26 protein-coding genes, 1 tRNA gene and 1 riboswitch are annotated in these 24,598 nt (G+C 46.1%); of the genes, 9 read left to right on the top strand and 18 right to left on the bottom strand.

The window, feature by feature from the left end; all coding sequences use genetic code 11:
• Positions 1–76 (top strand) — tRNA-Phe (locus D1Z90_RS17735).
• A 341-nt stretch (positions 77–417) separates the two neighbouring features.
• Here the strand turns inward: D1Z90_RS17735 and D1Z90_RS17730 are convergent.
• From D1Z90_RS17730 to D1Z90_RS17720, 3 genes are all read right to left on the bottom strand, one after another.
• Complete coding sequence (locus D1Z90_RS17730; protein ID WP_119912134.1) at positions 418–2,052, bottom strand: methyl-accepting chemotaxis protein; 1,635 nt, start codon at positions 2,050–2,052, stop codon at positions 418–420.
• A 233-nt stretch (positions 2,053–2,285) separates the two neighbouring features.
• The gene (locus D1Z90_RS17725; protein WP_119912133.1) at positions 2,286–3,248 is read right to left on the bottom strand and encodes an HlyD family secretion protein; all 963 of its coding nucleotides are present in this window, start codon (positions 3,246–3,248) and stop codon (positions 2,286–2,288) included.
• A 6-nt stretch (positions 3,249–3,254) separates the two neighbouring features.
• Positions 3,255–3,596: a DUF3302 domain-containing protein gene (locus D1Z90_RS17720; protein WP_119912132.1), complete on the bottom strand. Its 342-nt coding sequence runs from the start codon at positions 3,594–3,596 to the stop codon at positions 3,255–3,257.
• A gap of 237 nt (positions 3,597–3,833) precedes the next feature.
• Between D1Z90_RS17720 and D1Z90_RS17715 the strand changes: the two genes are divergently transcribed.
• Together D1Z90_RS17715 and D1Z90_RS17710 are read left to right on the top strand one after the other, a co-directional pair.
• Complete coding sequence (locus D1Z90_RS17715) at positions 3,834–5,927, top strand: glycoside hydrolase family 19 protein (protein WP_232525292.1); 2,094 nt, start codon at positions 3,834–3,836, stop codon at positions 5,925–5,927.
• A gap of 128 nt (positions 5,928–6,055) precedes the next feature.
• A riboswitch (cobalamin riboswitch) is annotated at positions 6,056–6,284 on the top strand.
• Between the two features lie 37 nt (positions 6,285–6,321).
• Positions 6,322–8,136, top strand: a complete 1,815-nt coding sequence (locus D1Z90_RS17710) for a TonB-dependent receptor domain-containing protein (protein ID WP_119912131.1) — start codon at positions 6,322–6,324, stop codon at positions 8,134–8,136.
• 80 nt (positions 8,137–8,216) lie between these two features.
• Here D1Z90_RS17710 and hemW read toward each other — a convergent pair whose 3' ends face one another.
• The 7 genes from hemW to D1Z90_RS17675 form a co-directional block, all read right to left on the bottom strand.
• Positions 8,217–9,368 (bottom strand): radical SAM family heme chaperone HemW, encoded by a 1,152-nt coding sequence (hemW, locus tag D1Z90_RS17705; RefSeq protein ID WP_119912130.1) that lies wholly within the window; start codon positions 9,366–9,368, stop codon positions 8,217–8,219.
• Positions 9,368–9,976, bottom strand: coding sequence for an XTP/dITP diphosphatase (locus D1Z90_RS17700; RefSeq protein WP_198419260.1), 609 nt, complete (start codon positions 9,974–9,976; stop codon positions 9,368–9,370). The genes hemW and D1Z90_RS17700 overlap by 1 nt, the downstream gene beginning before the upstream one ends.
• Positions 9,977–10,042: 66 nt before the next feature.
• The gene (locus D1Z90_RS17695) at positions 10,043–10,477 is read right to left on the bottom strand and encodes a DUF4426 domain-containing protein (RefSeq protein WP_119912128.1); all 435 of its coding nucleotides are present in this window, start codon (positions 10,475–10,477) and stop codon (positions 10,043–10,045) included.
• Between the two features lie 33 nt (positions 10,478–10,510).
• A complete protein-coding gene (locus tag D1Z90_RS17690; RefSeq protein WP_119912127.1) occupies positions 10,511–10,798 on the bottom strand; it encodes a DUF167 family protein in 288 nt (95 codons plus the stop codon).
• Complete coding sequence (locus D1Z90_RS17685) at positions 10,799–11,353, bottom strand: YggT family protein (protein ID WP_119912126.1); 555 nt, start codon at positions 11,351–11,353, stop codon at positions 10,799–10,801.
• An 8-nt stretch (positions 11,354–11,361) separates the two neighbouring features.
• A complete protein-coding gene (gene proC / locus D1Z90_RS17680; RefSeq protein WP_198419261.1) occupies positions 11,362–12,183 on the bottom strand; it encodes a pyrroline-5-carboxylate reductase in 822 nt (273 codons plus the stop codon).
• Positions 12,184–12,201: 18 nt separating this feature from the next.
• Positions 12,202–12,909 carry a YggS family pyridoxal phosphate-dependent enzyme gene (locus tag D1Z90_RS17675; protein ID WP_119912124.1) on the bottom strand — a complete coding sequence of 236 codons (708 nt, stop codon included), beginning with the start codon at positions 12,907–12,909 and terminating at the stop codon, positions 12,202–12,204.
• Between the two features lie 26 nt (positions 12,910–12,935).
• On the opposite strand from D1Z90_RS17675, the gene D1Z90_RS17670 reads away from it, so the two are divergent.
• The 3 genes from D1Z90_RS17670 (at position 12,936) to yaaA (ending at position 15,965) form a co-directional block, all read left to right on the top strand.
• A complete protein-coding gene (locus D1Z90_RS17670) occupies positions 12,936–13,970 on the top strand; it encodes a type IV pilus twitching motility protein PilT (RefSeq protein WP_119912123.1) in 1,035 nt (344 codons plus the stop codon).
• 11 nt (positions 13,971–13,981) lie between these two features.
• Entirely contained in the window at positions 13,982–15,091 is a 1,110-nt protein-coding gene (locus D1Z90_RS17665; RefSeq protein WP_119912122.1) for a PilT/PilU family type 4a pilus ATPase, read from the top strand.
• A gap of 100 nt (positions 15,092–15,191) precedes the next feature.
• Positions 15,192–15,965, top strand: coding sequence for a peroxide stress protein YaaA (yaaA, locus tag D1Z90_RS17660; protein ID WP_119912121.1), 774 nt, complete (start codon positions 15,192–15,194; stop codon positions 15,963–15,965).
• Positions 15,966–16,062: 97 nt separating this feature from the next.
• On the opposite strand, the gene D1Z90_RS17655 is transcribed toward yaaA, so the two are convergent.
• The gene (locus D1Z90_RS17655) at positions 16,063–16,236 is read right to left on the bottom strand and encodes a DUF3545 family protein (RefSeq protein WP_119912120.1); all 174 of its coding nucleotides are present in this window, start codon (positions 16,234–16,236) and stop codon (positions 16,063–16,065) included.
• A 185-nt stretch (positions 16,237–16,421) separates the two neighbouring features.
• A complete protein-coding gene (tal, locus tag D1Z90_RS17650) occupies positions 16,422–17,381 on the bottom strand; it encodes a transaldolase (protein ID WP_119912119.1) in 960 nt (319 codons plus the stop codon).
• A 277-nt stretch (positions 17,382–17,658) separates the two neighbouring features.
• Between tal and D1Z90_RS17645 the strand changes: the two genes are divergently transcribed.
• Positions 17,659–19,080 carry an alanine/glycine:cation symporter family protein gene (locus D1Z90_RS17645; protein WP_119912118.1) on the top strand — a complete coding sequence of 474 codons (1,422 nt, stop codon included), beginning with the start codon at positions 17,659–17,661 and terminating at the stop codon, positions 19,078–19,080.
• Positions 19,081–19,241: 161 nt separating this feature from the next.
• Complete coding sequence (locus D1Z90_RS17640; protein WP_158587181.1) at positions 19,242–19,955, top strand: OmpA family protein; 714 nt, start codon at positions 19,242–19,244, stop codon at positions 19,953–19,955.
• A 45-nt stretch (positions 19,956–20,000) separates the two neighbouring features.
• Here the strand turns inward: D1Z90_RS17640 and D1Z90_RS22000 are convergent, their stop codons facing one another.
• Positions 20,001–20,123, bottom strand: coding sequence for a hypothetical protein (locus D1Z90_RS22000; RefSeq protein WP_269777049.1), 123 nt, complete (start codon positions 20,121–20,123; stop codon positions 20,001–20,003).
• A 160-nt stretch (positions 20,124–20,283) separates the two neighbouring features.
• Positions 20,284–20,844, bottom strand: a complete 561-nt coding sequence (locus tag D1Z90_RS17635) for a hypothetical protein (protein WP_119912116.1) — start codon at positions 20,842–20,844, stop codon at positions 20,284–20,286.
• Between the two features lie 350 nt (positions 20,845–21,194).
• Here D1Z90_RS17635 and D1Z90_RS17630 point away from each other — a divergent pair, with 350 nt between their 5' ends.
• Positions 21,195–21,812, top strand: a complete 618-nt coding sequence (locus tag D1Z90_RS17630) for a GNAT family N-acetyltransferase (RefSeq protein ID WP_119912115.1) — start codon at positions 21,195–21,197, stop codon at positions 21,810–21,812.
• A 72-nt stretch (positions 21,813–21,884) separates the two neighbouring features.
• On the opposite strand, the gene ruvX is transcribed toward D1Z90_RS17630, so the two are convergent.
• The 4 genes from ruvX to rsmE are packed head-to-tail and all read right to left on the bottom strand — an operon-like array spanning position 21,885 to position 24,593.
• Complete coding sequence (ruvX, locus tag D1Z90_RS17625; RefSeq protein ID WP_119912114.1) at positions 21,885–22,307, bottom strand: Holliday junction resolvase RuvX; 423 nt, start codon at positions 22,305–22,307, stop codon at positions 21,885–21,887.
• Complete coding sequence (locus tag D1Z90_RS17620; protein ID WP_119912135.1) at positions 22,307–22,867, bottom strand: YqgE/AlgH family protein; 561 nt, start codon at positions 22,865–22,867, stop codon at positions 22,307–22,309. Before D1Z90_RS17620 ends, ruvX begins: the two co-directional genes overlap by 1 nt.
• Before the next feature lie 37 nt (positions 22,868–22,904).
• A complete protein-coding gene (gene gshB, locus D1Z90_RS17615) occupies positions 22,905–23,858 on the bottom strand; it encodes a glutathione synthase (RefSeq protein ID WP_119912113.1) in 954 nt (317 codons plus the stop codon).
• 3 nt (positions 23,859–23,861) lie between these two features.
• A complete protein-coding gene (rsmE, locus tag D1Z90_RS17610) occupies positions 23,862–24,593 on the bottom strand; it encodes a 16S rRNA (uracil(1498)-N(3))-methyltransferase (protein ID WP_119912112.1) in 732 nt (243 codons plus the stop codon).
• Between the last annotated feature and the right edge of the window lie 5 nt (positions 24,594–24,598).

Here is a 24,598-nt window from a genome sequence, read left to right as displayed (position 1 = left end):
GCCCAGATAGCTCAGTTGGTAGAGCAGGGGATTGAAAATCCCCGTGTCCGTGGTTCAATTCCGCGTCTGGGCACCATATAAAAAGCCTCGCACTTGTGCGAGGCTTTTTTGTTTATACTGAAACACTCTTGACCTCAAGACTTCAAGACTTCAAGACTTCAAGACTTCAAGACTTCAAGACTTCAATATTTTAGTATCTTAAAGCTAACTCCTATTTTGTATTTTAAGTACCTTAAGTTTTATCGCTTAGTTAGTTCGTACAAAGCCACGTACGACGATTGGTGTGTTGTGGCTTGAATGACCACATCATGACTTAAGCGCCTTTGTAAGAGGCTCCCAGAGAATAAACAGGAATAAAAAAGCCAAGGCAGGTTGCCTTGGCTTGTTTGTCAGAGCTTAAGTTAGTTGAACCGCTGTCTACACTTTAAATTGGGCCACTAAGCCGTCAAGGCTCTCACATTGGTCAGATAGCATGCCACAGGCATTTTCTGCGCTTGCTACCATTTCTACCACCTGGTGGCTATTGTCGGCAATACGCTGCACATTATTGCTGACGTCTTGGCTGACTTGGCTTTGCTCTTTGGCGGCTGTTGCAATCTGCATGTTTAAGTCATTAATGGTGCTAATGCTGTGTACTATCGCATCTAAAGAGTGGCCCGCTTCACTGGCTTGTTCAACGGTACGCTCACCACTCTCTTGGCTTGATTCCATGACTTGTACCGCTTGCATCGCGCCCGACTGCAGTTTCTCAATCATGGTTTGGATTTCGCCGGTGCTGTCTTGGGTTTTACTCGCCAGTGAGCGAACTTCATCGGCTACCACGGCAAAGCCTCGGCCTTGCTCGCCGGCGCGGGCTGCTTCAATGGCGGCGTTCAGAGCCAGTAAGTTGGTTTGATCCGCGATGCCGCGAATAACGTCTAGGATCGAGGCAATATTACCTACGTCTTGCTCTAGGGTGTTAATAACCTTAGAAGCGCCGTCTAGCTCGGAAGATAAGTTGCTGATTGATTCAACCGTTTGCGTAATCACTTGTTTGGCATTGCTGGCTTCGTTATTTGCCTCCAAACTGACATTGGCCGCCGTTTCAGCGTTATGGCTTACGGTTTCGCTGGTGGTGCTCATTTGGTGCACCGCAGTGGCTACCGCATCGCTTTCTTGCTGTTGGTTACTTGCGCCATGAGCTACCCCTTGGGTAATCGATTGAATATTTGTCATTTCAGCGCGTACTGCGTTAGAAGAAATCACCACTTCGGTAATCGTTTGCTGGATCTTAGCGACAAAGGTATTGAACGTTTCTGCAAGCTGGCCGGCTTCGTCTTTACTTTCTACTCTCAAGCGCGAGGTGAGATCGCCTTCTCCAGATGCAATATCTTTCATCGCAGTATTGATGCGTGTCAAAGGTGCTACCAGGGTTTTCGCAAAGAAAAAGGTTACGATAATAGCAATGATCAATGCCGATAAACCGCCTAACTCCATCGATCTTTTTGCCGCTTCAATGTCAACCAACTTCTGCTGCTCAAGCGCTTTGGTGTTTGCGTCAATTTCCTCTTTGTATTCTTTAAGGTTTGACACCATGTCGTTAAACAAGCCCTCAAGAGTCTCGCTGTGCTCAGGGTAAACTTGGTCAGCTCGCTCACCTGCGTCAACCACGGTTTGCGCCAGCTTTTTCCATGCCATAAAAGATTTTTCAGCTTGGCGAATATTGCTGCTGCGCTGAGCGGAAATAAAACCAATGTCTACCAAGCTTTGAGCGACTTGGATCCGTTTTTGTGCTTTAGAGGTTTCGTCTAAAAACACTTCAGTGAAGTCTTTAATGTCTTCTGCGTCATCAGCCATGACAACACCATACAAGCCTGCTAACGCCTGGTAGAAATCGCGATATGCGTCTTCACTGTCCAGTTGCACAGGCTTTACTTTCTCAGCGTAAAGCAAGTTACTTTTAGCTTGCTCATTAAATGCTGAAACAGCAAATATAAACGTTATCGCGAATACCACTGTAACTACAGCTACCGGTATAGCAATCTTGAATTTAAAGCTTAAATTATTAAACACTTTGCACCCCTTTAATCAGCACTGTTGCTGAAAAATCTAATTAGACTAAATAGTTATCGTCAGGATCTTGTAATACTTAACCTTTTCATCAGAAATAAAGCAAAAACTACGCCATGCTTAACAAAAGCCACCTAGTGAGGGTCATTGTATGGTTACTTGGATCACGGTTATAATATTTTTTCTGCATAAAAAAAAGGGCCCTTAGAGCCCTTTAATATTAGTCGTAATTTATCTTAGTGGAAGGGGAATATGTATCCCATCCAAGAGGACATGCGTAATAAAATTTTCCGCATGATAGCGACGTGATGAAAGCTGTCTGAGTAAATGGCCGCTTGGCCAAAAGCACCGCCTGGAACGCGGTCTATGTATTGGTCAAATTCAGGATCGGTAATCTCCAGTAACACAGGTATGCGGCCGGCATAAGGCGCACTGCGAGGTGAGATGATATCCCCTGTTGGTTGGATTTGCCCTTCAGACATTGCTGGTAATACACCTTCTACTTCAGCGCTAAATACTTGCCCTGGCAAACCGTCAAATGCAATCTCGGCTTCAAACCCTTTTTTCAGACGCAATAAACTGTTTTGACGAAACCATCCTACGTAGTAATTCTGACCTTCTTTATTTACAAAAATCATCACCGGACGAAGTGGCAGTGACTTTGCGATCACGCCTGGAAACAAGGCTTGCTGAATAACGTAACCGTCACTCATGGCTTTGACCTCGGTTTGTGATAACTCATACTCTGCGTTGCGTAATTGCGCTGCAATATCATCACGTGCCGCTCGGGTTAAATCAACGTCGCGATCTCTGCCCACCCCCCGCTTTTTAAGCTCTACCGCACGGGTTAAGTCTTCATTGGCGGATGCTAATCGTGCTCTAAGTGAATCTACCGTAGCTTGAAATGGCACCGGATCAAGCTTAAATAGCACATCGCCTTTCCTAACCGGTTGGTTTGGTTTAATTGGCACTTCTACTACTTGTCCTGAGACAGGAGGAACAATGGGAGTCGTTACAAAGTACTCACGAGTGTGCTCCGAATAGGGGTGGTTGTAGTTCATCAGGAAAATCAGGGTACCTATGATAAGAATGCCGCCGAGTACCGCGGTTGGTACCGTCCACTTTGTCAGTGGAATATTGAATATTTTAAATACCGCGATACAAATGGCGGTATACGTCAGAATCAGTAATAAATCCATTGAGTCTTATCCTTGTTGTCCTGGTTGGCTGTTGCTTTGTTCGAGTTGTTGCAGCCTTTTGTCTAACGCTTTCACTTGGCCTTCAAGCTCGCTCACTTTGTCCATGTTACCGTCATCGCTAAACCCCCAACCGCGGTCTTCACGATACAAGGTGGCCCAAATCCATAAAAATGGCCAAATTACATGCAGCGTAAATAAGCTGACCCAGCCCGCAACATGGATGGCGTCTTGGTGGGGGTGTTTGCGGTGAACCGAAATTTCATAGGGAATATCATGAATGGCGATAACGCCGTAGAAGAAGGTGAAGCCGACAAAAAACAGCAACCCTAAAGCAACATATTCCAGCATGCTGGACTCCTTGTAAGTAGTGATTTGTTTACTGCTATAACTTTACGAATATTTGAATCATTTTTCAGCTTTTCTTTTTCATTTAATCATCTATTGGACTGATTCTACTCACACCTGCGACTGAAACTGTTTTAAATCAATATTTTTTTTATAAAAATATGATTATTATAGGCGGTGTCACGCCTTTTTCTTACTGGCAGTGACAATCACAATTTGGTAATTTTCAAGGATGAGAAAATGAACTATAAAATGACCCTGCTAGCCAGCCTAGTGCTAGGGGCAACTGCGAGTACGCAGGCCCTTGCTGCACCAGTAGAATGGCAAGGCGGCCAAACAAGCGTTAAAAACGGCGATATCGTTAGCTTTCAAGGCAGCTGTTTTGAAGCACAAAATAACCCAGGCAGCTGGGAAACACCTAGCTCGGCATCATGGTTCTGGAAAAGCGCAGAATGTTCTGGCGGCTCTGGCACCCTTCCTCCTGCACCGACTCAATCTCCAGGTCCTGTTGAGCCTCCTCAAACAGGCACCGCAACCCCTTGGGTACCGGGTAAAACTAAAGTCAGCAATGGTGACATGGTTGAATATCAAGGCAAGTGTTTCGTTGCTAAAAACAACCCGGGCTCTTGGTCTTCTCCAACTGGCTCTGGTTGGTTTTGGGACGAAGTAAGCTGTGGTAATACTCCTGCTCCAACTAATGCACCAGTGACAGATAAGCCAACAGTGCCAACTGCTGCACCAACGCAAACGCCACCGACGCCAACTGATGCGCCAGTAACCGGCAATGAAGTCGTTTGGGTTGCGGGCAGCTCACGCGTAAGCAACGGCGATCGCGTGATTTATCAAGGTGAGTGTTTTGAAGCGCGCAATAACCCTGGTATCTGGGAAGCGCCAAAAGCTGGCAGCTGGTTCTGGACTCCTGTAACTTGTAGTGGTGGCGTAGCACCGACAGCTGCACCAACTACCGCTCCAACCGTTACCCCTACGGTTGCTCCGACAGCGAAGCCAACGATTGATCCTACCGTGGAGCCAACGCCGTTACCGCCAACGGTTGAGCCTACAGTCGCGCCAACAGTTGAACCTACTGTATTACCAACGCTTGAGCCAAGTGTTGCGCCATCAGTAGAGCCAACTTTACCGCCTGAGAAGCCTGGTGAGTTAACCATTTTGCCTGACAATGCTGGCACAGGTTACACCATCCCTCGCGCTGAGCTCTCTGCGGTTGAGTACTACAAAACAGACTCGCCATTATTCAGACAAGTGAAGTTTGATATTTCAACTCGCGATAACGCTATTGTTGAAGCAACTGCGCCAAACAATGCGATGAACCCTGAAAACGTACTTCGCGTTGAAGGTATCTTGTCAGAGCAGCAGTGGGATTACTTCTTCCCATTGAGAAACGAAGCATACACTTACAAGCGTTTCTTACAAGCTGTGGCTAAGTTCCCTGCGTTTTGTCAAACCTACACAGATGGTCGTGATTCGGAAGCCATTTGTAAACGTTCTATTGCCACTATGTTTGCGCATTTCGGCCAAGAAACGGGTGCCAATGCGCCAAACTGGGTACAAAGCAAAGGCGTAGAGTTATGGCGCCAAGGTTTGTACTACCTGCGTGAAATGTACAAGTCAGAAGACGTGGTTGACGGTACTTACAGCGCATGTGGCAGCTGGCAAGGTGAGAAATGGCCTTGTGCGCCAGGTAAGAGCTACTTCGGTCGTGGTGCTAAGCAGTTAAGCTGGAACTACAACTATGGTCAGTTCTCACAAGCGATGTTTGGTGATATCAACGTCTTGCTTGAGAAGCCAGAGTTGGTTGCTGATACTTGGTTAAACTTAGCGTCTGCGGTGTTCTTCTTTGTAACTCCTCAGCCTCCTAAACCTAGCATGTTACATGTTATCGACGGCACTTGGCAGCCAAATGCTGCTGATAAAGCCGCTAACTTGTTACCAGGTTTAGGTGCAACCATCCAGATCATTAACGGTGCTTACGAATGTGGTAAAGGCGGCGCAGAAGATTACCGCGCAGCTAACCGGATCAAGTACTACAAGATCTTTGCTGAGGAATTAAACCTTGATATTACAGGTGAGCCGCTAAGCTGTGCCAATATGAAAGCGTTTGCCACTGATGGTGCCGGTGCCTTGTTATTAAACTGGGATAAAGATTGGGGTTACAATGGTAGCCGCCCAGGCGATAAGTCGTTTGAGTGTAAACCTGTTGGTTACCAAACAGCTTATAATGCTCTGTTTGAAGGCGATTATGAGCAATGTGTTGAAAAACACTTTAACGTTCAAGCCGTTGATGAAAATGGCGTTATCATTCCAAAAGGCCAATAAAGTCTAGGCCTTATTGAAATGACTAAAAGCACCGCATTAGCGGTGCTTTTTTTATGGTTACAATTTTGTTGTTGCAATCGTGCGGGATGTAAAAAATGTGATCTCTACTAGACTTTCACTGCCGCTATCATTAGTATGCCGCGAACTGGTCAACCTAAGCTTTTTAGGAAAGGGAACAGGGTGAAAATCCCTGACTGACGCGCAGCGGTATTAGAGAACGACAGCACACGGATGAAACCAGACACTGCTTAAACTAACCGGCTTGAGATAGCCGCGTTTCAAGTGGGAAGTCGTGCTTTAGGTGGCAGCTCTGCCAAGCTCTTAAGTCCGAATACCTGCCAGTAGGGATGGGCGAAAACGCTCACGGATAGATACGCGAATTTAAGAGTAAATCATGAAAAAAACCATTTTAGCAATGGCGATCGCGCCGTTGTGCTTGTCAGCTAATGTATTTGCACAAGATACAGTTGTAGTTACCGCCAGCCGAGTCGCTCAACCCATTCAAAATACCCTTGCACCTGTTGCTGTTGTTGATAAAGCCGAAATTGAATCCATTCAAGCCAAATCTATCGCCGACGTACTAAAGCGCCTACCGGGTGTACAAGTTAACCAAGGCGGCTATGGTCAAGTCACAGAGATTTATGTGCGCGGTGCTTCAAGTCGCCATATTCTTGTATTGATTGATGGCGTACGAATTGGCAGCGCAACATTAGGCAGTGCTGACTTTAGCCAAATTCCATTAACGGGAATAGAGCGCATTGAGTTTATTCGCGGCCCTCGTGCTTCAGTATATGGCTCAGACGCTGTGGGCGGTGTGATAAATGTTATCACTAGCTATCAAGGTGAAGAAGGCGGTAAAGTTGCCGTTGGAGCCGGCTCACACGATTACCAAAATGTTGACGCTGCAGTTGCTGCGGAAATTGACGGCAGTGCCTGGGTTAAACTTGCTGCTCGCCATGAAAAAGCAGATGGCTACTCAGCATTTAAAAAGCCTGAAGGAGATGATGGCTCTTGGGACCAAAGCGATCAAGCTGATAAAGACGGTTTCAAAAATACCAACATCGTTGCGGAAATGGGCAAGCACTTCACGCCTGAACTGAGTGCCAAAGTGCAAGGCTATTGGCAAAAGGGCGAGTCAGATTATGACAGCGCTTGGTCAACCGGTACTTATACCGAAAAAGAGCTTTACAATATTGCCGGTAAGCTAACGTTTGATAATGACGCTATTTTCTCCGAACTCACGCTCGCAACCAATCGCGATCAAGGTGACGATTACTCAGATAGCAGTCATAACCAAATAACCACTAAGCGTACCCTAGCAAACTGGTTGGTAAGTGGCGAAGTCACCAATGGTTTTGCTTTGACGGGTGGCCTAGAATGGTTTGAAGATAAAGTAGATAACGAAAGCTCACAATACGATAAAACGAAACGCGATAACAAAGCGGTTTATGTCAATGCAGACTACCGAGTAAATGCGTTTACAACGGAAGCCAGTGTACGCGTTGATGATAATGAAAGTTACGGCAATGAAGCCACTTGGCAGCTCGCTTTAGGTTATCAGTTAACACAAGAGCTGAACCTTATTGCAGCAGCAGGAACGGCATTTAAAGCGCCAACATTTAATGACCTTTACTGGCCAGGCTCAGGTAATCCAGATCTTAAGCCAGAAGATTCATTCTCTTATGAACTTGCGCTAGCCGGTGATTATGAGCTGGTTGGTTTCAGAGTAGGCGGTTACATCTCTGACATTGATAACCTAATTGCTTGGGCAGATCGTGGTGATGGTGTGTGGGTGCCGATGAATGTGAACAAAGCAGACATCAAAGGCATCGAAACGTCTGCATTTTTTGCTACCGGCCCAGTTAACCATGAGTTGTCTTATGATTATGTTGATGCAAAAGATGATGAAACGGGCAAGCGTTTAGTACGCCGTTCAGAGCACCTTGCTAAGTGGAACTTAAACTATCAATGGCAACAAGCTGAATTTGACCTAAGTACTATCTACCAAAGTGATGCGTACGACGATGCTGCCAATACGGTGAAAGTAGACGGCTTTGTAACGGTCGATTTTGCTGCTAGCTATTACTTTAACAATGGCATCGTGATTCGCGGTCAAGTGGCAAACCTGTTTGATGAAGATTATGAACCAAAAGCCGGTTATAACGGCGCCGAGCGTGCATTCTACGGTACCTTGGCTTACCAGTTCTAACGCTTAATTTTAATGGCATTGTGAACCTAAAAAGGAGCCTGCAGGCTCCTTTTTATTGCTCAAAATAAATAACATTGAGCTTAAACAAATAAGTCCAGTAACTCGTTTAAATAGCGCTGACCTAGCGGACTGACTTGCCACTTTTCGCCTAAGTCCAGCAACAAACCTTTGCTGATAGCTTGATCTATTGCCTCTGCAATTGTTTCATCGCTTTGCCCGGTTAGCTCGCTATACTCTGCTTTTGGAAACGCTTCAATGAGCCTTAATCGGTTCATCATATATTCAAACGGCAGTTCATCCTCTGCCACTTGCCACTGACGATCTAACAACTCTTTGTTGACATCAAGATAGCCTCTAGGATGCTTGATTTTGGTAGTACGGATCACCTTTTGCTCATTGGCCACGGTGATTTTGCCGTGGGCGCCACAGCCTATGCCGAGGTAATCGCCAAAGCGCCAGTAGTTTAAATTATGTTTGCACTGAAAGCCGGGTTGAGCGTATCCAGATACTTCATAATGCTGATAACCAGCAGCCAAAAGTTGCTGGTGGCCTTGCTGGTAAATATCCCACAATACGTCCTCATCTGGCAGTGTCGGTGGGCGTGAAGCAAACTGGGTATTGGCTTCTATGGTGAGCTGGTACCAAGACAGATGCGGCGGTGCTAAATCAATGGCGGTGGTTAAATCAAACAAGGCGTCACCTAAGCCTTGTTGCGGTAAGCCATGCATTAGATCCAGGTTAAAACTATTGAGGCCTGAGCCCGCCCTTTGATGGCCTTTGGCTAGTTTGGCTGCGTTAATGGCTTCATCTTCACCGTGAATGCGGCCCAGTAAGTTGAGTTTTGGTTGCTGAAAGCTTTGCACGCCAATAGAAATGCGGTTAATGCCCGCTTGGATATAGCCTGCAAACCTGGCTGCTTCAACTGTGCCTGGGTTTGCTTCCATGGTGATTTCTATTTCTGGCTCAAAGGCAATGTTTGCTTTAATTCCGGCAATGAGTGTCGTCATGGCCTTGGCGGATAACAAGCTAGGCGTGCCGCCGCCAATAAAAATGCTGTGTAATGAGCGCCCTTGCACGTATTTGAGATTTTGACGTAAATCTTCCAGCAAACGCTCAATATAAGCCTGCTCTGGGATTTCACCCTTTAAACCGTGAGAATTAAAGTCGCAATAGGGGCACTTTTCAACGCACCAAGGAATGTGCACGTATAAGCTGAGCGGCGGTAGTTGCATTAAGCTTGCCCTAGCTTCGTAGCGATTTGCTGGCTTAATAACGCGAGTGCTTTACCACGGTGGCTGATGGCATTTTTTTCAGCTTTAGTGAGCTCAGCGGAAACACATTGCTCGGATTCAACGTAGAAAACCGGATCGTAACCAAAGCCATTTTCACCTTGGGCTTGTTGGGTAATTCGGCCTTCCCAGCTGCCATGACAAATAACAGGGGTCGGGTCGTCAGCGTGGCGCATTAACACCAGTACACAATGAAACCTTGCGCTTCGAGAGGCATCGGCCACGCCGTCTAACGCTTTTAATAGCTTATTAATATTGTCTTGGTCGCTGGCATCTGGCCCAGCGTAGCGTGAAGAATATATGCCTGGTGCACCATTGAGGGCGTCTACTTCTAAGCCCGAGTCGTCGGCAATGGCAGGCAGGCCGGTGATTTTTGCGGCGTGGCGAGCTTTGATAATGGCGTTTTCAATAAATGTAGTGCCAGTCTCTGGTACTTCTGGCACGTTAAATTCACTTTGTGCTAATACGGTCAGGTTTTGTTGCTCTAATAACTGAGCCAGTTCATTTACTTTGCCTTGATTACCAGTGGCGAGTACTACTTTTTGCATCATTGCCTCGAAGCGTCTTAGTTCAAAGGGCTATAGTGTAGCCCTTTGCCAAGCTGCTGCAACGATTAGTTACTCGACATAGAATTTGTGCATAAATTTCAGCTTGTTGGCTTTGCCTTGAGCTTCAATGCGAATGTCAAAGTTGTAGGTTTCTTCGTTCCGGTAAGGCACTTCGGCAAGGTAGTATGTTGCAGGGCCTTCTTTTACTTCGCGAAAAGTTAATTCAACGCGATTGCCTAATAAGTTCTTAGCGCTGCCGGTAAGCTTGGCGGCGATGCTTGGGTTACCGACTTGTTGCGTATCTAATACGCTGATATTGATCACACCTTTGTAACGGCTGCGAGTAAGTTGATAAGTTTTGGCAATTTCCGGCGTTAGAAAGGTGGAAGGGAATGCCACATAATGCACTTCTTGATTAGCAAACTGCTGTTTTTGTTCGGCCTTAACCGGCGCGCACAGCAAAATGGCAGCAAGGAATAAACAACGATAAGCGAGGGTCTTCATAGCGGACTCCTAGGTGAGCAGGGCGCTGCTCAGTTAATCAAACCACTTTTTCAGCCAGTCAGGCACAGCCGCAGGCTGAACGATGCGCACTTGTTTATGGCGACTTTGTTGGCCTTTTTCGACGATAACCTGACGTTTGGCTACGTTAAAGCGTTTACTTAAATATTTAATCAGGTGGGCATTGGCTTTGCCATCAGTGGGCGCGGCGGTAATGCTCACTTTTATTTCCCCAGCGTGTAAACCTATCACTTGGTCTTTGCTGGCTTTAGGCTGGATATAAAGGCGAAGCACTAAGTCTTCGCCTTGGGTTTGCACAGGCAATTAAATGAAGGTCCAAATAGGGCCTAACAACCAGAGCAAACCATAATTGATGAACTGCAAGCCAAAAAAGATAATCAAGATGGATAAATCAAGCCCACCCATGTCTGGCAGCATTCTTCTTACGGGCGCCATCAATGGCTCTGTCAGTTGATGCATCACGTACTCAATTGGGCTGCGACCTTGGCTGACCCAACTTAAGATAGCGCGAATGATCAGCACCCAAAATAATAAATACCCAGCCTTTTTTATAACGGTAAGCACCGAGAATAAGATCAGCATGCCAGCACTGGTTGCACCGAGGAAGCCCAGCGCTTGTAGCAAGAGTAATTTGCCCATCACAATTAAAATGGCAAGTACTAAACTGGCCACGTCAAAGCCGCCAAACCCTGGAATGATGCGGCGCAGTGGCTTAAGTACCGGGTTGGTGGCTTTGACCACAAACTGGCAAAACGGGTTGTAAAAGTCTGCTCTGACCAGCTGCAGCCATAAGCGCAGTAATACTACCGAAAGGTAGAGGTCAAAAACGGTGTTGATTAAAAAATCAAACGGGTTCATACCTGCTCCTAAAACAGTTTTTCCATTTCAGCGCCGCGATCTGCAGCCGCCGTCATGGCTTGCTTTACGGTTGTTGAAAGATCTTGTTCCATAAAGGTGCGAATGGCTTCTGCGGTCGTGCCACCCTTAGAGGTTACATTAGCACGTAAGGTAGCCAAATCTAGGTCTGGATTGTTGATCACCATTTGCGCGCTGCCAAGAGCAGTTTGTTGAACTAAAGCTCTGGCTTGTTGTTCATTTAACCCTAGCTCAAGGGCAGCCTGTTGCATTGCTTCCATAAATAAGAAGAAATAGGCTGGACCACTGCCAGAAGCCGCGGTAACCGCGTTAATTTGCGCTTCTTGTTCCACCCAGGTAGTCACGCCCACAGCGCTCATTAGCTCGCCAGCAAACGTTTTGTCGCTGCTTGATACTTGCTCAGAGGCAAACAAACCCGTTGCGCCTTGGCCAAGTAGGGCTGGGGTATTTGGCATAGTGCGCACAACGGGCACCGAGCCAAGTAAACCGTGGAAGCGTTCGATGGAAACGCCTGCGGCAATTGATACCCAAAGTTTTTGTTCGAGTTGCGCTGAGCGAGCTGCGATATCTTCACACACGGCGGCCATGATTTGCGGCTTTACGGCTAAAACCACTACATCAGCCCAAGCGATAGCTGCGGCGTTGTCGGTTTCTGTTTTGATGGCAAAGCTGGCGGTGATTTTGGCGCGGTTTTCGTCACTGGGATCACTGGCAATAATGTTAGCTTTGTCATAACCCGTTTGAATCAGGCCTCCAATAATGCTGCTGGCCATGTTGCCGGCGCCAATAAATGCGATTTTTTTCTGTTCCATCATGTTCTCTGTTTTATGTTAGTTCTGGTAATCACGGGCGCCAAAGATGGCTGTGCCAACTCGCACCATGGTACTGCCAGCCAGAATGGCCGCTTGCATGTCACCTGTCATTCCCATTGACAAGGTGTCCATGCTGGGATAATTGCGTTGCAGTTGCAAATATAACTGATGCAGCTGTTGAAAGCTGTTGTTTAATGCCGTTTGGTCAGAAGTTTTTGCTGGAATAGCCATGATGCCACGCAGTTTTAACCGTGGTAATGTATTTACTTGTGAAGCTAGGTCAACAACCTGAGATAAAGTGGTTCCCGACTTGGTGGCTTCTCCGCTAATATTAACCTGTAAGCAGACATTCAATGGTGGTAACTCAGCAGGTCGCTGATCATTCAAGCGTTGGGCAATTTTATCTCGGTCAATGCTCTGAACCCAATCAAAATGCTCTGCCACAAGCCGCGTTTTGTTTGATTGCAGAGGGCCAATAAAGTGCCACTCTACCGGTTCAATGATGTCAGGATCACTGGCGAGGGCGAGGATTTTATCCACCCCTTCTTGAACATAGTTTTCGCCGAACTGGCGTTGTCCTGCTTGATAAGCAGCTTTGACATCTGCCGCCGGTTTGGTTTTACTCACGGCTAATAATTTAATTTGATCATGCTCTCTCTCAGCTTGTGAAGCTGCTAGCGTGATTTGAGATTTAACCGCAATGAGTTGCTGTGAAATAGTGCTCATAGTTTTGCAACAGGAATCTTAAGTGTATGGATATTACAGAGTTACTTGCGTTTAGTGTCAAGCACAAAGCGTCGGATTTACACCTTTCGGCCGGTGTGCCGCCGATGATACGTGTGGACGGTGAGGTACGCAAAATTAACCTTCCGGCCTTAGAGCACAAAGAAGTGCACAGTTTGATTTATGACATCATGAATGACAAACAGCGCAAAGACTTTGAAGAGCAACTTGAAACGGATTTCTCGTTTGAAGTGCCTGATTTAGCGCGTTTTCGTGTTAACGCATTTAATCAAAATCGTGGCGCGGGTGCGGTATTTCGTACCATCCCAAGTGAAGTATTAACTCTTGATGATTTAAATGCGCCAGAAATATTTAAGACCATTTCCAGCACCCCTCGTGGCCTGGTATTGGTTACTGGTCCGACAGGCTCGGGTAAATCAACTACCTTGGCGGCGATGATTGATTACATCAATGAAAATGACCACAAACACGTACTGACCATCGAAGATCCGATAGAATTCGTGCACCAAAATAAAAAATGTTTGGTTAACCAACGTGAAGTTCACAAAGATACCCATGGTTTTGACGCCGCATTAAGAAGTGCGCTACGTGAAGACCCCGACGTTATTCTGGTGGGTGAGATGCGTGACCTTGAAACGATTCGCTTAGCATTAACGGCAGCGGAAACCGGTCACTTAGTATTTGGCACCTTGCACACCACGTCAGCAGCCAAAACCATTGACCGTATTGTTGACGTATTCCCCGGCGCAGAAAAAGACATGGTGCGTTCAATGTTGTCAGAGTCGCTACGGGCAGTAATCTCGCAAACCCTATTGAAGAAAAATGGCGGTGGCCGTGTCGCCGCTCATGAAATTATGATGGGTATACCGGCGATTCGTAACCTTATCCGTGAAGATAAGATTGCACAAATGTACTCGGTGATTCAAACCGGTATGACCCACGGTATGCAAACGCTGGATCAGTGTTTACGCCAATTGGTAAATACTGGCCAAGTTTCACACGTTGACGCTGCGGCAAAGGCTGCGGATAAAAACACTTTCTAGGAGCAAGCATTATGACGCTAGAAAAACTGTTAACCGCCATGCATCGATTAAAAGGCTCAGACGTGTATATCTCGGTGGGCATGCCGCCAGCCATCAAGGTGCACGGTCAGCTGCAATCAGCGGGAAAAGAGCCACTCTCTGAAGCTAAAGTGTATGAGTTGGCTAAAGAAGCCATGTCGGAAGAAAAGTATGCTGAATTTATCGCCGACAAAGAGGCCAACTTTGCGTTTAACGTTGATAAAGTAGGGCGTTTTCGTATCAGTGCGTTCTTCCAAAAAGACCAGCCAGGCATGGTGATTCGTCGCATTGAAATGCGCATTCCCACGTTCGAAGAATTACATTTGCCGCCCGTACTAAAAGAAGTATGTATGGCAAAGCGGGGCTTGGTGCTGTTTGTTGGTGCAACTGGCTCGGGTAAGTCTACCTCGCAGGCAGCCATGATTGGTTATCGCAATATGCATGCCAGTGGACATATTATTACGGTGGAAGACCCCATCGAATTTGTTCATCAACACGGCCGCTCTATTATCACTCAGCGTGAAGTTGGCCTAGATACTGAGTCGTTTGAGATGGCACTGAAAAACTCGCTGCGTCAAGCGCCAGACGTTATCTTACTGGGTGAGATCCGAACCCGCGAAACCATGGAGTTTGCGATTGCGTTTGCGGAAACGGGTCACTTATGTATGGCTACCTTGCACGCCAACAACGCTAACCAAGCACTTGACCGTATTTTGCACTTAGTGCCAGAAGACATGCAGCGTCAGTTTTTATTTGATTTGTCGGTGAACTTGCGTTGTGTGGTCGCGCAGCAGTTAATCCCTACCCAAGATGGTAATAGTCGTCGCGGTGCATTTGAAATCATGCTGAATACGCCGTTGGTCGGCGATACCATACGTAAAGGTGAGCTGCATGAGCTAAAAGGCATCATGTCTAAGTCAAATGAACTGGGCATGCTAACCTTTGACCAAGCCTTGTTTAACCTCTACCAACAGGGCTTGGTGGGTTACACCGAGGCGCTGGCTCATGCTGATTCGCCAAATGACCTGCGCTTGATGATTAAGCTGCAGGGCAGTGACGCCATGAGCTCAGGTTTGATGGATGATGTTACCGTTGATATGTAGCCTTATCTAGACAGGCACACTGCGCCTGCTATAAAGTGATGGCCCTGTTTAGCTTTTTCTAAACAGGGCTTTTTTGTCCCTAATGCTTGAGTGGAGCGCTATGTTAGTTCTTGTATCCCCTGCCAAAACCTTAGATTATGAGTCGCCTTTAGCCACCGCGCAGCACTCAATGCCAGACTTTATTTCGCAAAGTGCTGAGTTAATTGAACGTTGTCGTCAGCTGACCCCGGCGGACATCAGCAAATTAATGAAAATCAGTGATAAGTTAGCGGGTCTTAATGCGGCCCGTTTTGAGCAGTGGCAAATCACGCCCACCACCGACAATGCTCGCCAAGCCATTTTGGCTTTTAAAGGTGACGTGTACACAGGTTTAGACGCGGCCTCATTCTCAGAGCACGACTTTGCTTACGCGCAGCAGCATTTACGCATGCTGTCTGGTCTATATGGCCTATTGAAACCTTTAGATTTAATGCAGCCATATCGCCTTGAAATGGGCACAAAACTTGACAATGGTAAGGGCAAAAACTTGTACGAGTTTTGGGGCGAGCAAATTACCAATGCGGTCAATCACGCTCTCGCTGAGCAAGGTGACCAGTTGTTAGTGAACTTGGCATCCAATGAATATTTCAAAGCGGTGAAGTTTAAACAACTTACCGGTAAGCTTATTACTCCTGTATTTAAAGATAATAAAAACGGTCAATATAAAGTAATTAGCTTCTACGCCAAAAAAGCCCGCGGCTTAATGGCTCGTTACATTATTCAAAACCGTATTACTTCGGTAGCTCAATTGAAGCAATTTGATGTAGATGGCTATTTTTTCTCAGAAATAGACTCGACGCCTTTTGAGCTAGTGTTTAAACGGGATGAGCAATAACGCCTTGAAGGAAGGTGAAACCATGTAAATGGGGTTGTTATTGTGATGTACGATAAGCAGTAGAAAAAAACGAGTGCATTAGCACTCGTTTTTTGTTTCAAAATTCGTCGGTCGCTAGCTCATCAAAAATGGGATCAATATCCATCAGTTCTTTACGTAGGCGTTGTTTTTCCTTTATCGCCTCAATCTCTCGCCAGCAGCGCTTTTGTTTGCTTTTGCCGCGAGTAGGGGTATCTACGCTAGGTGTCATGTTAATATCAAGCTCGTCCATATCAACGTCCTCTTTTTGAATGACATTTAATTATTTACAGCCCTTAGCAAAGTAAAATTAAATTATTTCAGTCGTGTTAAGGCAATATTAATTTGTCACTTTTTGGCTGCGTGTTAATTATTCAATCCATGCCCCATGCTGTGTCATGGCAGTCGGGCTGGCGACAATTTAGGTTCGACGACTCCTTATTTATAAAGTTGTGTGCTCAACAATTGCTCTAATTTTTCTTGATCAACTGCAAAAGCTCGGATACCTTGCGCTAGCTTTTCTACTGCCATAGCATCTTGGTTTAGTTGCCATAAAAACTCGCTTTCGCTCAGCGGCGCTGGCTTAGTTTTTGTTACACCTTTGTTAATCAGCTTAGCGCTAAGTTCGCCGGTTTGCTGTGACAGCTGTAGCAATAAATCAGGTCCTATAGTTAATTTGTCACACCCGGCAAGCGCTAAAATTTCATCGGTATTTCTGAAACTTGCGCCCATTACCACAGTGTCGTAACCATGACTTTTGTAGTACTCGTATATCTCAGTGACGGATACAACTCCAGGGTCTTCCTCTGGACTGTATTGGGTTTTGTCGGTATTGGCTTTATACCAATCTAAGATACGGCCAACAAAAGGTGAAATGAGATACGCGCCAGCTTCTGCGGCGGATCTCGCCTGAGCAAAATTAAATAACAGGGTTAAGTTGCAGTTGATACCGGCTTGCTGTAGCTGTTCTGCAGCTTTGATACCTTGCCAGGTACTGGCAATTTTTATCAAAATTCTCGACTTATCAATTCCTAAGCTTTCATACATCGCAACCAGTTTGTGCGCTTTTTTTACCGTTGCTTGCGTATCAAACGATAATCTTGCGTCGACCTCGGTTGAAACTTTACCTGGAATTGTACCCAGTATTTCGGTGCCAATTTTGACTGCTAGCCAATCACAGGCATCTGTAATAATTGCGCCGGGCTCGCTTTGGCTTTGTTTTGCCAGTTCGAGCGACTCCTTGAGCAGTGGTTGGTACTGGCTAAGCGCTGCAGCTTTAAGCAACAACGAAGGGTTGGTTGTGGCATCTTCCGGTTGATGCTGTTTAATGGCCTCAATGTCACCAGTGTCAGCGACAACGCTGGTCATTGCTTTGAGTTGGCTTAATAAATCACTCATATCCTTACCTAGTGCGTTACTTATTAATTTTTTACATATTTGCCATACTCAGTGTGAATATACAATGACAGTCTGCTGAATAAGCCGCTGAATCAGCCTATTTTGCTGCTTTGAGCGAGCGCGCTGTGAGCTTACTCATATTTTTATGAATATTTTGGCGGTTTGATATCCATCAGGAATTTTTATTCTTAATATGCTTAAATTAAATATAATTTAAGTATATAAAATTAAAGATCTAACACTGGAGAGTGGATCTCACTAATCATGAGAGGTGTTGATGAACGAATTAGTTAATGGGTTAAGTGGCTTTTTATGGGGGTACGTACTGATCGTATTGCTCATTGGGGCGGGCATATTTTTTACGGTGCGCTTAGGTTTTATTCAATTTCGCCATTTTGGCCACACATTTTCTGTTCTAAAAAACAGTCGCAAATCAGACAAGGCTGGCATTTCATCGTTCCAAGCTTTATCCACAAGTTTAGCCGCTCGTGTAGGCGTTGGTAACATGGGGGGGGTGGCGGTCGCTATTTACTTAGGGGGCCCAGGTGCAGTGTTTTGGATGTGGGTTATCGCCATAATTGGCATGGCGACCAGTTTTGCTGAAAGCTCGTTGGCGCAGCTCTATAAAGTGACCGATGATGATGGCAATTACCGTGGTGGCCCTGCGTATTACATGGAAAAAGGCTTGAATAAGCGCTGGATGGGAGTGCTTTTTTCAGTCTTTTTGATTATCGCGTTTGGCCTCGTCTTTAATGCCGTGCAAGCGGGAGCTATCGCGCAATCAATGGAAACCGCGTTTGGCTTTGAGAAGACTTATGTGGGCTACGCCATCGCGATGTTATCTGCATTGATTATCTTCGGTGGTCTTAGGACTATCGCCAAGTTTGCTGAGTTGGTTGTGCCCACCATGGCAGTGGTTTATTTGGCAATTGCGCTGATAGTGGTAGCGATGAACCTCAGTGAGCTACCGGCGATGTTCGCTATGATTTTTCAGTCTGCTTTTGGCTTGCAAGAAGCGGGAGCTGGCGCATTAGGGGCTGCCATTATGAATGGGGTGAAACGCGGCATGTTTTCCAATGAAGCTGGTATGGGTAGCGCTGCGAATGCTGCGGCAACAGCAACACCATACCCGCCGCACCCTGCATCTCAAGGTTACGTGCAAATGCTAGGGGTATTTATCGATACCATCATCATTTGTACCGCAACGGCGGCCATCATTTTGCTTTCTGGCCAGCTAGAGCCGGGATCTGGGGTGACCAGCATTCAACTGACTCAGGTAGCTTTAGTATCGCAAGTGGGTGATTGGGGCGCCATTTTTATCGCCATTGCCATTTTCTTCTTTGCCTTTACTTCTATTGTTGCCAATTACTCGTATGCGGAAACCAACCTGATTTTCCTAGAGCACAATCACAAAGCCGGATTAACTGTATTTCGTATTTGTGTATTAGCCATGGTGCTCTGGGGAGCAACGGCCGATGTGCCGTTAGTGTGGGCGTTGGCTGATGTCTCCATGGGCTTGATGGGCGTGATTAACATTATTGCGATTCTATTGTTATCTGGCGTGGTCATCAAATTGGCCCGAGATTACAATCGTCAACTAGATAGTGGTCAAGTACCAAGCTTTGATGCCAATGAGCATCCGGAGTTGAAGTCAGGCTTAGAAACCGGTATCTGGTTCGACAAGAAAAATAACAACTAATCCTTTAACCCTTCTTTGTTCATATCGTGGGCAGTGAAAAGTATTAACTTTGAACTGCCCGTAACTACTGCGTGTTCGAACTTACTGTTAGAAAAGAAATATGAGATGATTTCATTCTTTATTATGAGTGTGAATCAAGTTTTATCATGCAGGGATGTACCATGAGTCGATTTTCTTCACTATTGTTTGTCGCTTTATTGGCGAGCGCGTTGCAAGGCTGTAGTTCGGGGCCTGATTTTGACCGTGACGGTGTTGCTTACGCAAATGATGAGTGTTCTGATACTGTTGCCGGCAGTTTAGTTGATGAGCGGGGCTGTTTTGTTGAGCACCAAGTGCAGACTGAGCCAGATCAAGATATTGCACCGCGTTATCAAGCGCCTATTGTTGCTTCCCATAAAGTCAAAGTGCGTCAAGCATTTGCAGAAGTCGAGCCTGAGTGTGAGCAATATGTCCATGCTTTAGATGGTCAAGTATTTAGTTTTACGCCGATTTATTTTGCCACCAATCAATGGCGCTTAACGGCGGCGATGAAATCTCAATTAGACTGTGTGATGGGAGCTAGCGCCTTTGCCAACATTGCGATAGAAGTGCAAGGGAATACCGATACTGTAGGGAGTGCCGAGTATAACCTCACGCTTTCTCAAAAGCGGGCGAATTCAGCTCTTGAGTACCTGATTGTTAAAGGTGTCGACGCTAGCCAACTAAGCATTGTTGCTAATGGCTTTGATAAACCCGTAGCAGGAAATGAAACTGAGTCTCAGCGTCGTCAAAACCGTCGTACGGAGTTTGTGATTAAAGCGCATCAAGGTAATACATCGCAACAAGAAAGCAGCGTGTTAAGTGACAGTGAAGATGAGGCGGCCTCAGCTTGGTAGTATTGGATTAAAACTGACATCATCAAGAATGGCCATGGGGACATATTAAAAATACACTTGTTGCTTGATTTCCCCTTGTGAATGCGGCGGCTGGATATACGGCTGTTCGCTTTCCAAGCTGTAACCGCTTAGTGCAATTAAGCAACTTATTAATAAGAAGTGTTTCATTCTTTTCCTTCAGTTTAAAGTTTAAGCATGCTTTTTTTATGGCATCTTAGCTCTCACGCGCTGTTAAATACAATCCGTCTCTTTAGTGGTGTAAACAGTCCGAAACCGAAACCAAGATGCTTGTTCGATAGCCCTGTATTATGAGGGTTGCCATCAAAGATTAATGCAGCCATTGTTTCGTGAAATTAAGTAATATAGAGATGGGGTTGGTTAACTCGTTATTGTGCTTCGATGTTTGTTTATGCTGCGCCGCTTTGGTTGTGACCTTGCCTTTAGCTTGAAAAGTGATGGCTGAACCCCATGACGTCAAACGCGAGTTCGATTGCACAGATTGACTTTTAACCTCTTCAGCCCATTGGGAAATGGTATTTTCGAATACGGGTTGCGAAAAAGGTTGGTTGATCAGTTTAACTTGCTTAATACCTTGATGTTGTAGTTCGGTATAAAGCTGCGCAGCGGTATTGGATTGCACAGGACTAAATACGACGATAGGTACGGGACTAATAGCGCTGATAGTAGCGAGTTGTTGTGACAGTTTATGAAAGCCGTGAATCGAGCTATTCACGACGATGCAGTCAGGCTCGCTTTCACTGCACATTAACCAGTCGATGGCGTCGTATAAGTGTTGCGCCACCATTACTTGGCAAGTGGTTAAGTTTTCTACTTGTTGTTTCTGTTCGTAAACCTGCAATACGTCCTGGTTAATCATTAAAATATTCATGGTCACTCCTGTCACTGGCAAATGGGCGTTAGATGGTGACAGTATTGCGTATTAAAGCATCGCTGAGACCTGTCAGATTTGCGAGTTAGGGCTAGAAAATTTACCAGTTAGGCGTTGAGAGTAGGTGAGAGAGTAGGGGCGCTTTTATTGACGTGCTTATTGATATTTAGCTAAACAGCCCCGAAAAGGTCAGTAAAAGGTAAATCGACCAAACCGATGTTGACCTAAGGTCGTTTCCTCTAATATTATGGATTTTCTGTTTAGTGGTATTCTGCCAAAGTGGTGCTTATGGTTGTGATATCACCTTTTATTGACCTAGCAATAGATTATCAAATGCCGTGGGAGCAAACATGCAGTTGGAAATTCGCCCATACCGCTCCGAAGACTTAAATGCTTTGTATGAAATTTGTATGTTAACCGCAGATGGCGGCAAAGATGCGACTTCCTTATTTGATGATAAGCAGTTAGCCGGACATTTCTATTCTGCGCCTTATGGCATTTTTGAAGCCGACGCTTGCATGGTCGTAACCTTAGATAACCAAGTCTGTGGCTACGTTGTGGGGGCAAAAAACTCCACTGAATTTGCGAAGGTATTAGAAGCTAAATGGCTTCCTGAGTTACGTGAACGGTTTCCTATGCCGTCAGGGGAAGTGGCGACTTTACCGCAAAAGATCATTAGGCACATTCATTGTGGTTATCAACCGCGACCAGAATTCAGTGAATATCCGGCGCATTTACACATTAACTTGTTGCCAAGTTTGCAAGGTTTAGGGGTCGGTAAAAAGATCATGCAGGCGTTTATTGCTAATCTGCAGCGGCTCAATGTGAGCGGGGTACACTTGGAAGTGTCGAGTGACAATCATGGCGCGATTGGTTTTTATAAGAAACTGGGATTTGTGCAAATTGCTGAGTTTGAACATTCACTTGGATTTGGTTTAACTCTGTCACTACAAGGGACGACAGAGTAACGAAAGGCTGCGCGGTGAAATAGGCGTCAATCAGTGCCCTCTAAGAGCACTGATTGACAGGTTCGATACATGTTATTGGTATTGCGACTCGTACCAGCTTTCAACAATTAAACAGGCAGAGATGCCGTCTACTTTATCTTTGTTCAAGCCTTTATAGCCGTGGCGACTGAATATTTCAGCTTTGGCGTCTGCCGTAGTGAGGCGTTCATCTTGCATATGAGAAGGCTTGCCGTAGCGACTAAACAACCGGTTCGCGAATTTTTTGGCCGCAAAAGTCACGTGTTGGTTGGTGCCATCCATATTTAAGGGTAGCCCTACGACAAAAGCGTCAGGCTGCCATTCTTTGACTAATTCTGCGATTTCATCCCAATTAGGTATGCCATTACGCGCTTTTAAGGCGGGCAGAGGGTTCGCTTGCCCCGTCACTGCTTGGCCGACAGCCACGCCTATGCTTTTACTGCCAAAGTCAAAACCCAGTACCGTTTGCGCTGCCATTAAGCGTGCCCCGCGTCAGAAGAAAGTTGCCATACATCAATGCCCAAAGAGTTGACCGCCGCTTGCCAGCGTTCAGCAAAATGGGTATGGAACAGAATATTGCTGTCTGCAGGTAAGGTAAGCCAGGTATTTTCAGCAATTTCTTGTTCCAGTTGCCCAGCTTCCCAACCGGCGTAACCCAACGCCAAAATATAGTGATCCGGCTCTTCACTGGTACCTAAAGTCGCCAGAATGTCCTTTGACGTGGTGACCATAATGTCATGTTGTAATTCCAAGCTGCTTGAAAAACCAGCAATGGGAGTATGCACGACAAAGCCGCGATCGTCCGCCACAGGACCGCCTTGCAGCACTGCTTGCTTTAACGGCTTATGCTCAGCACTGCTCACTGGCAGTTCCAGTTGCTCTAATAGCTCACCCAGTTGTAGGTCTACGGGGATATTAATCACTATGCCCATCGCACCCTCCTCATTATGGTCGCACAGATAAATAACCGAGCGCTCAAAGTAGGGGCCTTTTAAACTGGGCATGGCAACTAAAAAGTGGTTTTGCAAGCTTTGCATATTCAACATATTGGCTTTTGTCTTTCTCGCTTGGTCATTATTTATTTTGTAAGCGCGCTTCAATGGCATCCATTAACATGCCTGTAATCGACACGTCAAAAGCCGCTTCAATTTCTTGAATACAGGTTGGGCTAGTCACGTTGATTTCGGTCAGTTTGTCGCCAATCACGTCTAAGCCAACAAATACTAAGCCCTTTGCTTTTAGCGTTGGGCCAATGGCTTTGGCTATTGCCCAATCACTCTCAGATAGCGGCCTTGCTTCTCCGCGGCCACCTGCGGCTAAATTACCACGGGTTTCGCCTTTCGCCGGAATACGGGCTAAACAGTATGGCACGGGCTCACCGTCAACCACCAAAATGCGCTTATCGCCGTCGGTTATATCAGGAATAAAGCCTTGAGCCATGCAATATTGTTGACCATGATTGGTTAAGGTTTCAATGATCACGCCCAAGTTTGCGTCATTGGGTTTTATGCGAAATATTGATGCGCCGCCCATACCGTCCAGAGGCTTTAAGATGATGTCTTGGTGTTTAGCATAAAACGCGCGAATTTTATTAGCATCGCTTGAAACCAGCGTTTCTGGAGTGAATTGACTAAACCAAGAGGTGTAGAGCTTTTCATTAGCATCACGCAGACTTTGTGGTTTGTTGATGATAAGCGTACCTTCGTCTTCGGCCCGCTCAAGCATGTAAGTCGCGTAGATGAATTCAGTATCAAACGGTGGATCTTTACGCATTAAAATCACGTCTAGATCAGACAAGGCGATGGTCTCTTGCTCTGCGAGGTCATACCAGTGGTCAGCGTTTCTTTGCACGGTTAACTGGGCTGTGGTAGCAAATGCTCGGCCATTATCGAGGTATAAATCGCCCATTTCCAAGTAATACAACTGATAGCCACGTTGCTGGGCTTCTAACAGCATCGCAAAGCTTGAATCTTTATGGATTTTAATATCTTTGATAGGATCCATTACGATCCCAAGTTTAATGGTCATGAATTATCCTAAGTCGCCAAAGCGACATTGTAATGCAGTAATCGCCGTCAGCGCGGCTGTTTCTGTTCGTAATATTCTTGGGCCTAATAAGGTATCAACAAAGCCAGCTAATTCGCTCTGGGATACTTCTTTATCGCTGAATCCGCCTTCAGGGCCTATTAATAAGCGTACACCTTGATCGGGAGCCGGCAGGGTATTTATGCTGTACTTTGCTCTCGGGTGCAGGGTTAGCTTAAGGGTTTCATCTTGTTGTGATAGCCATTGTGTTATCGAGATAGGCTCAGCAATGGTTGGCACTGTGTTACGGCCACATTGCTCGCACGCGCTGATAGCAATTTTTTGCCATTGTTGGCGTTTTTTCTGTAGCCGTTCGCCACTCAGCTTTACACCGCAACGCTCACTAAACAGTGGGGTAATAGTATTCACCCCCAACTCGACAGACTTTTGGATCACAAAGTCCATTCGATCGCCTCGTGAAATGACCTGACCAAGGTGAATATTTAATGGACTCTCACTGCTGTGGCTTTGTTGTTCATTAACAGTGACGCTGACCTGCTTTTTGGAGGCACTTGAGATGGTGGCAGGGTATTGCGCATTGTCACCATTAAACAGTATGACAGCATCGCCTGGGCCGAGTCGCAATACACGACCAACATGGCCTGCCGCATCGGCATTTAATTCAATGGTGGCTCCTACAGTGAGGGCCTGTGGCTCATAGATGCGAGGCACACGCATGTCGA

It is taken from the genome of Motilimonas pumila (assembly GCF_003596335.1).
In the GTDB taxonomy this organism is placed as follows: domain Bacteria; phylum Pseudomonadota; class Gammaproteobacteria; order Enterobacterales; family CBDFNC01; genus Motilimonas; species Motilimonas pumila.
This window is presented reverse-complemented; position numbering and strand designations above follow the sequence as displayed.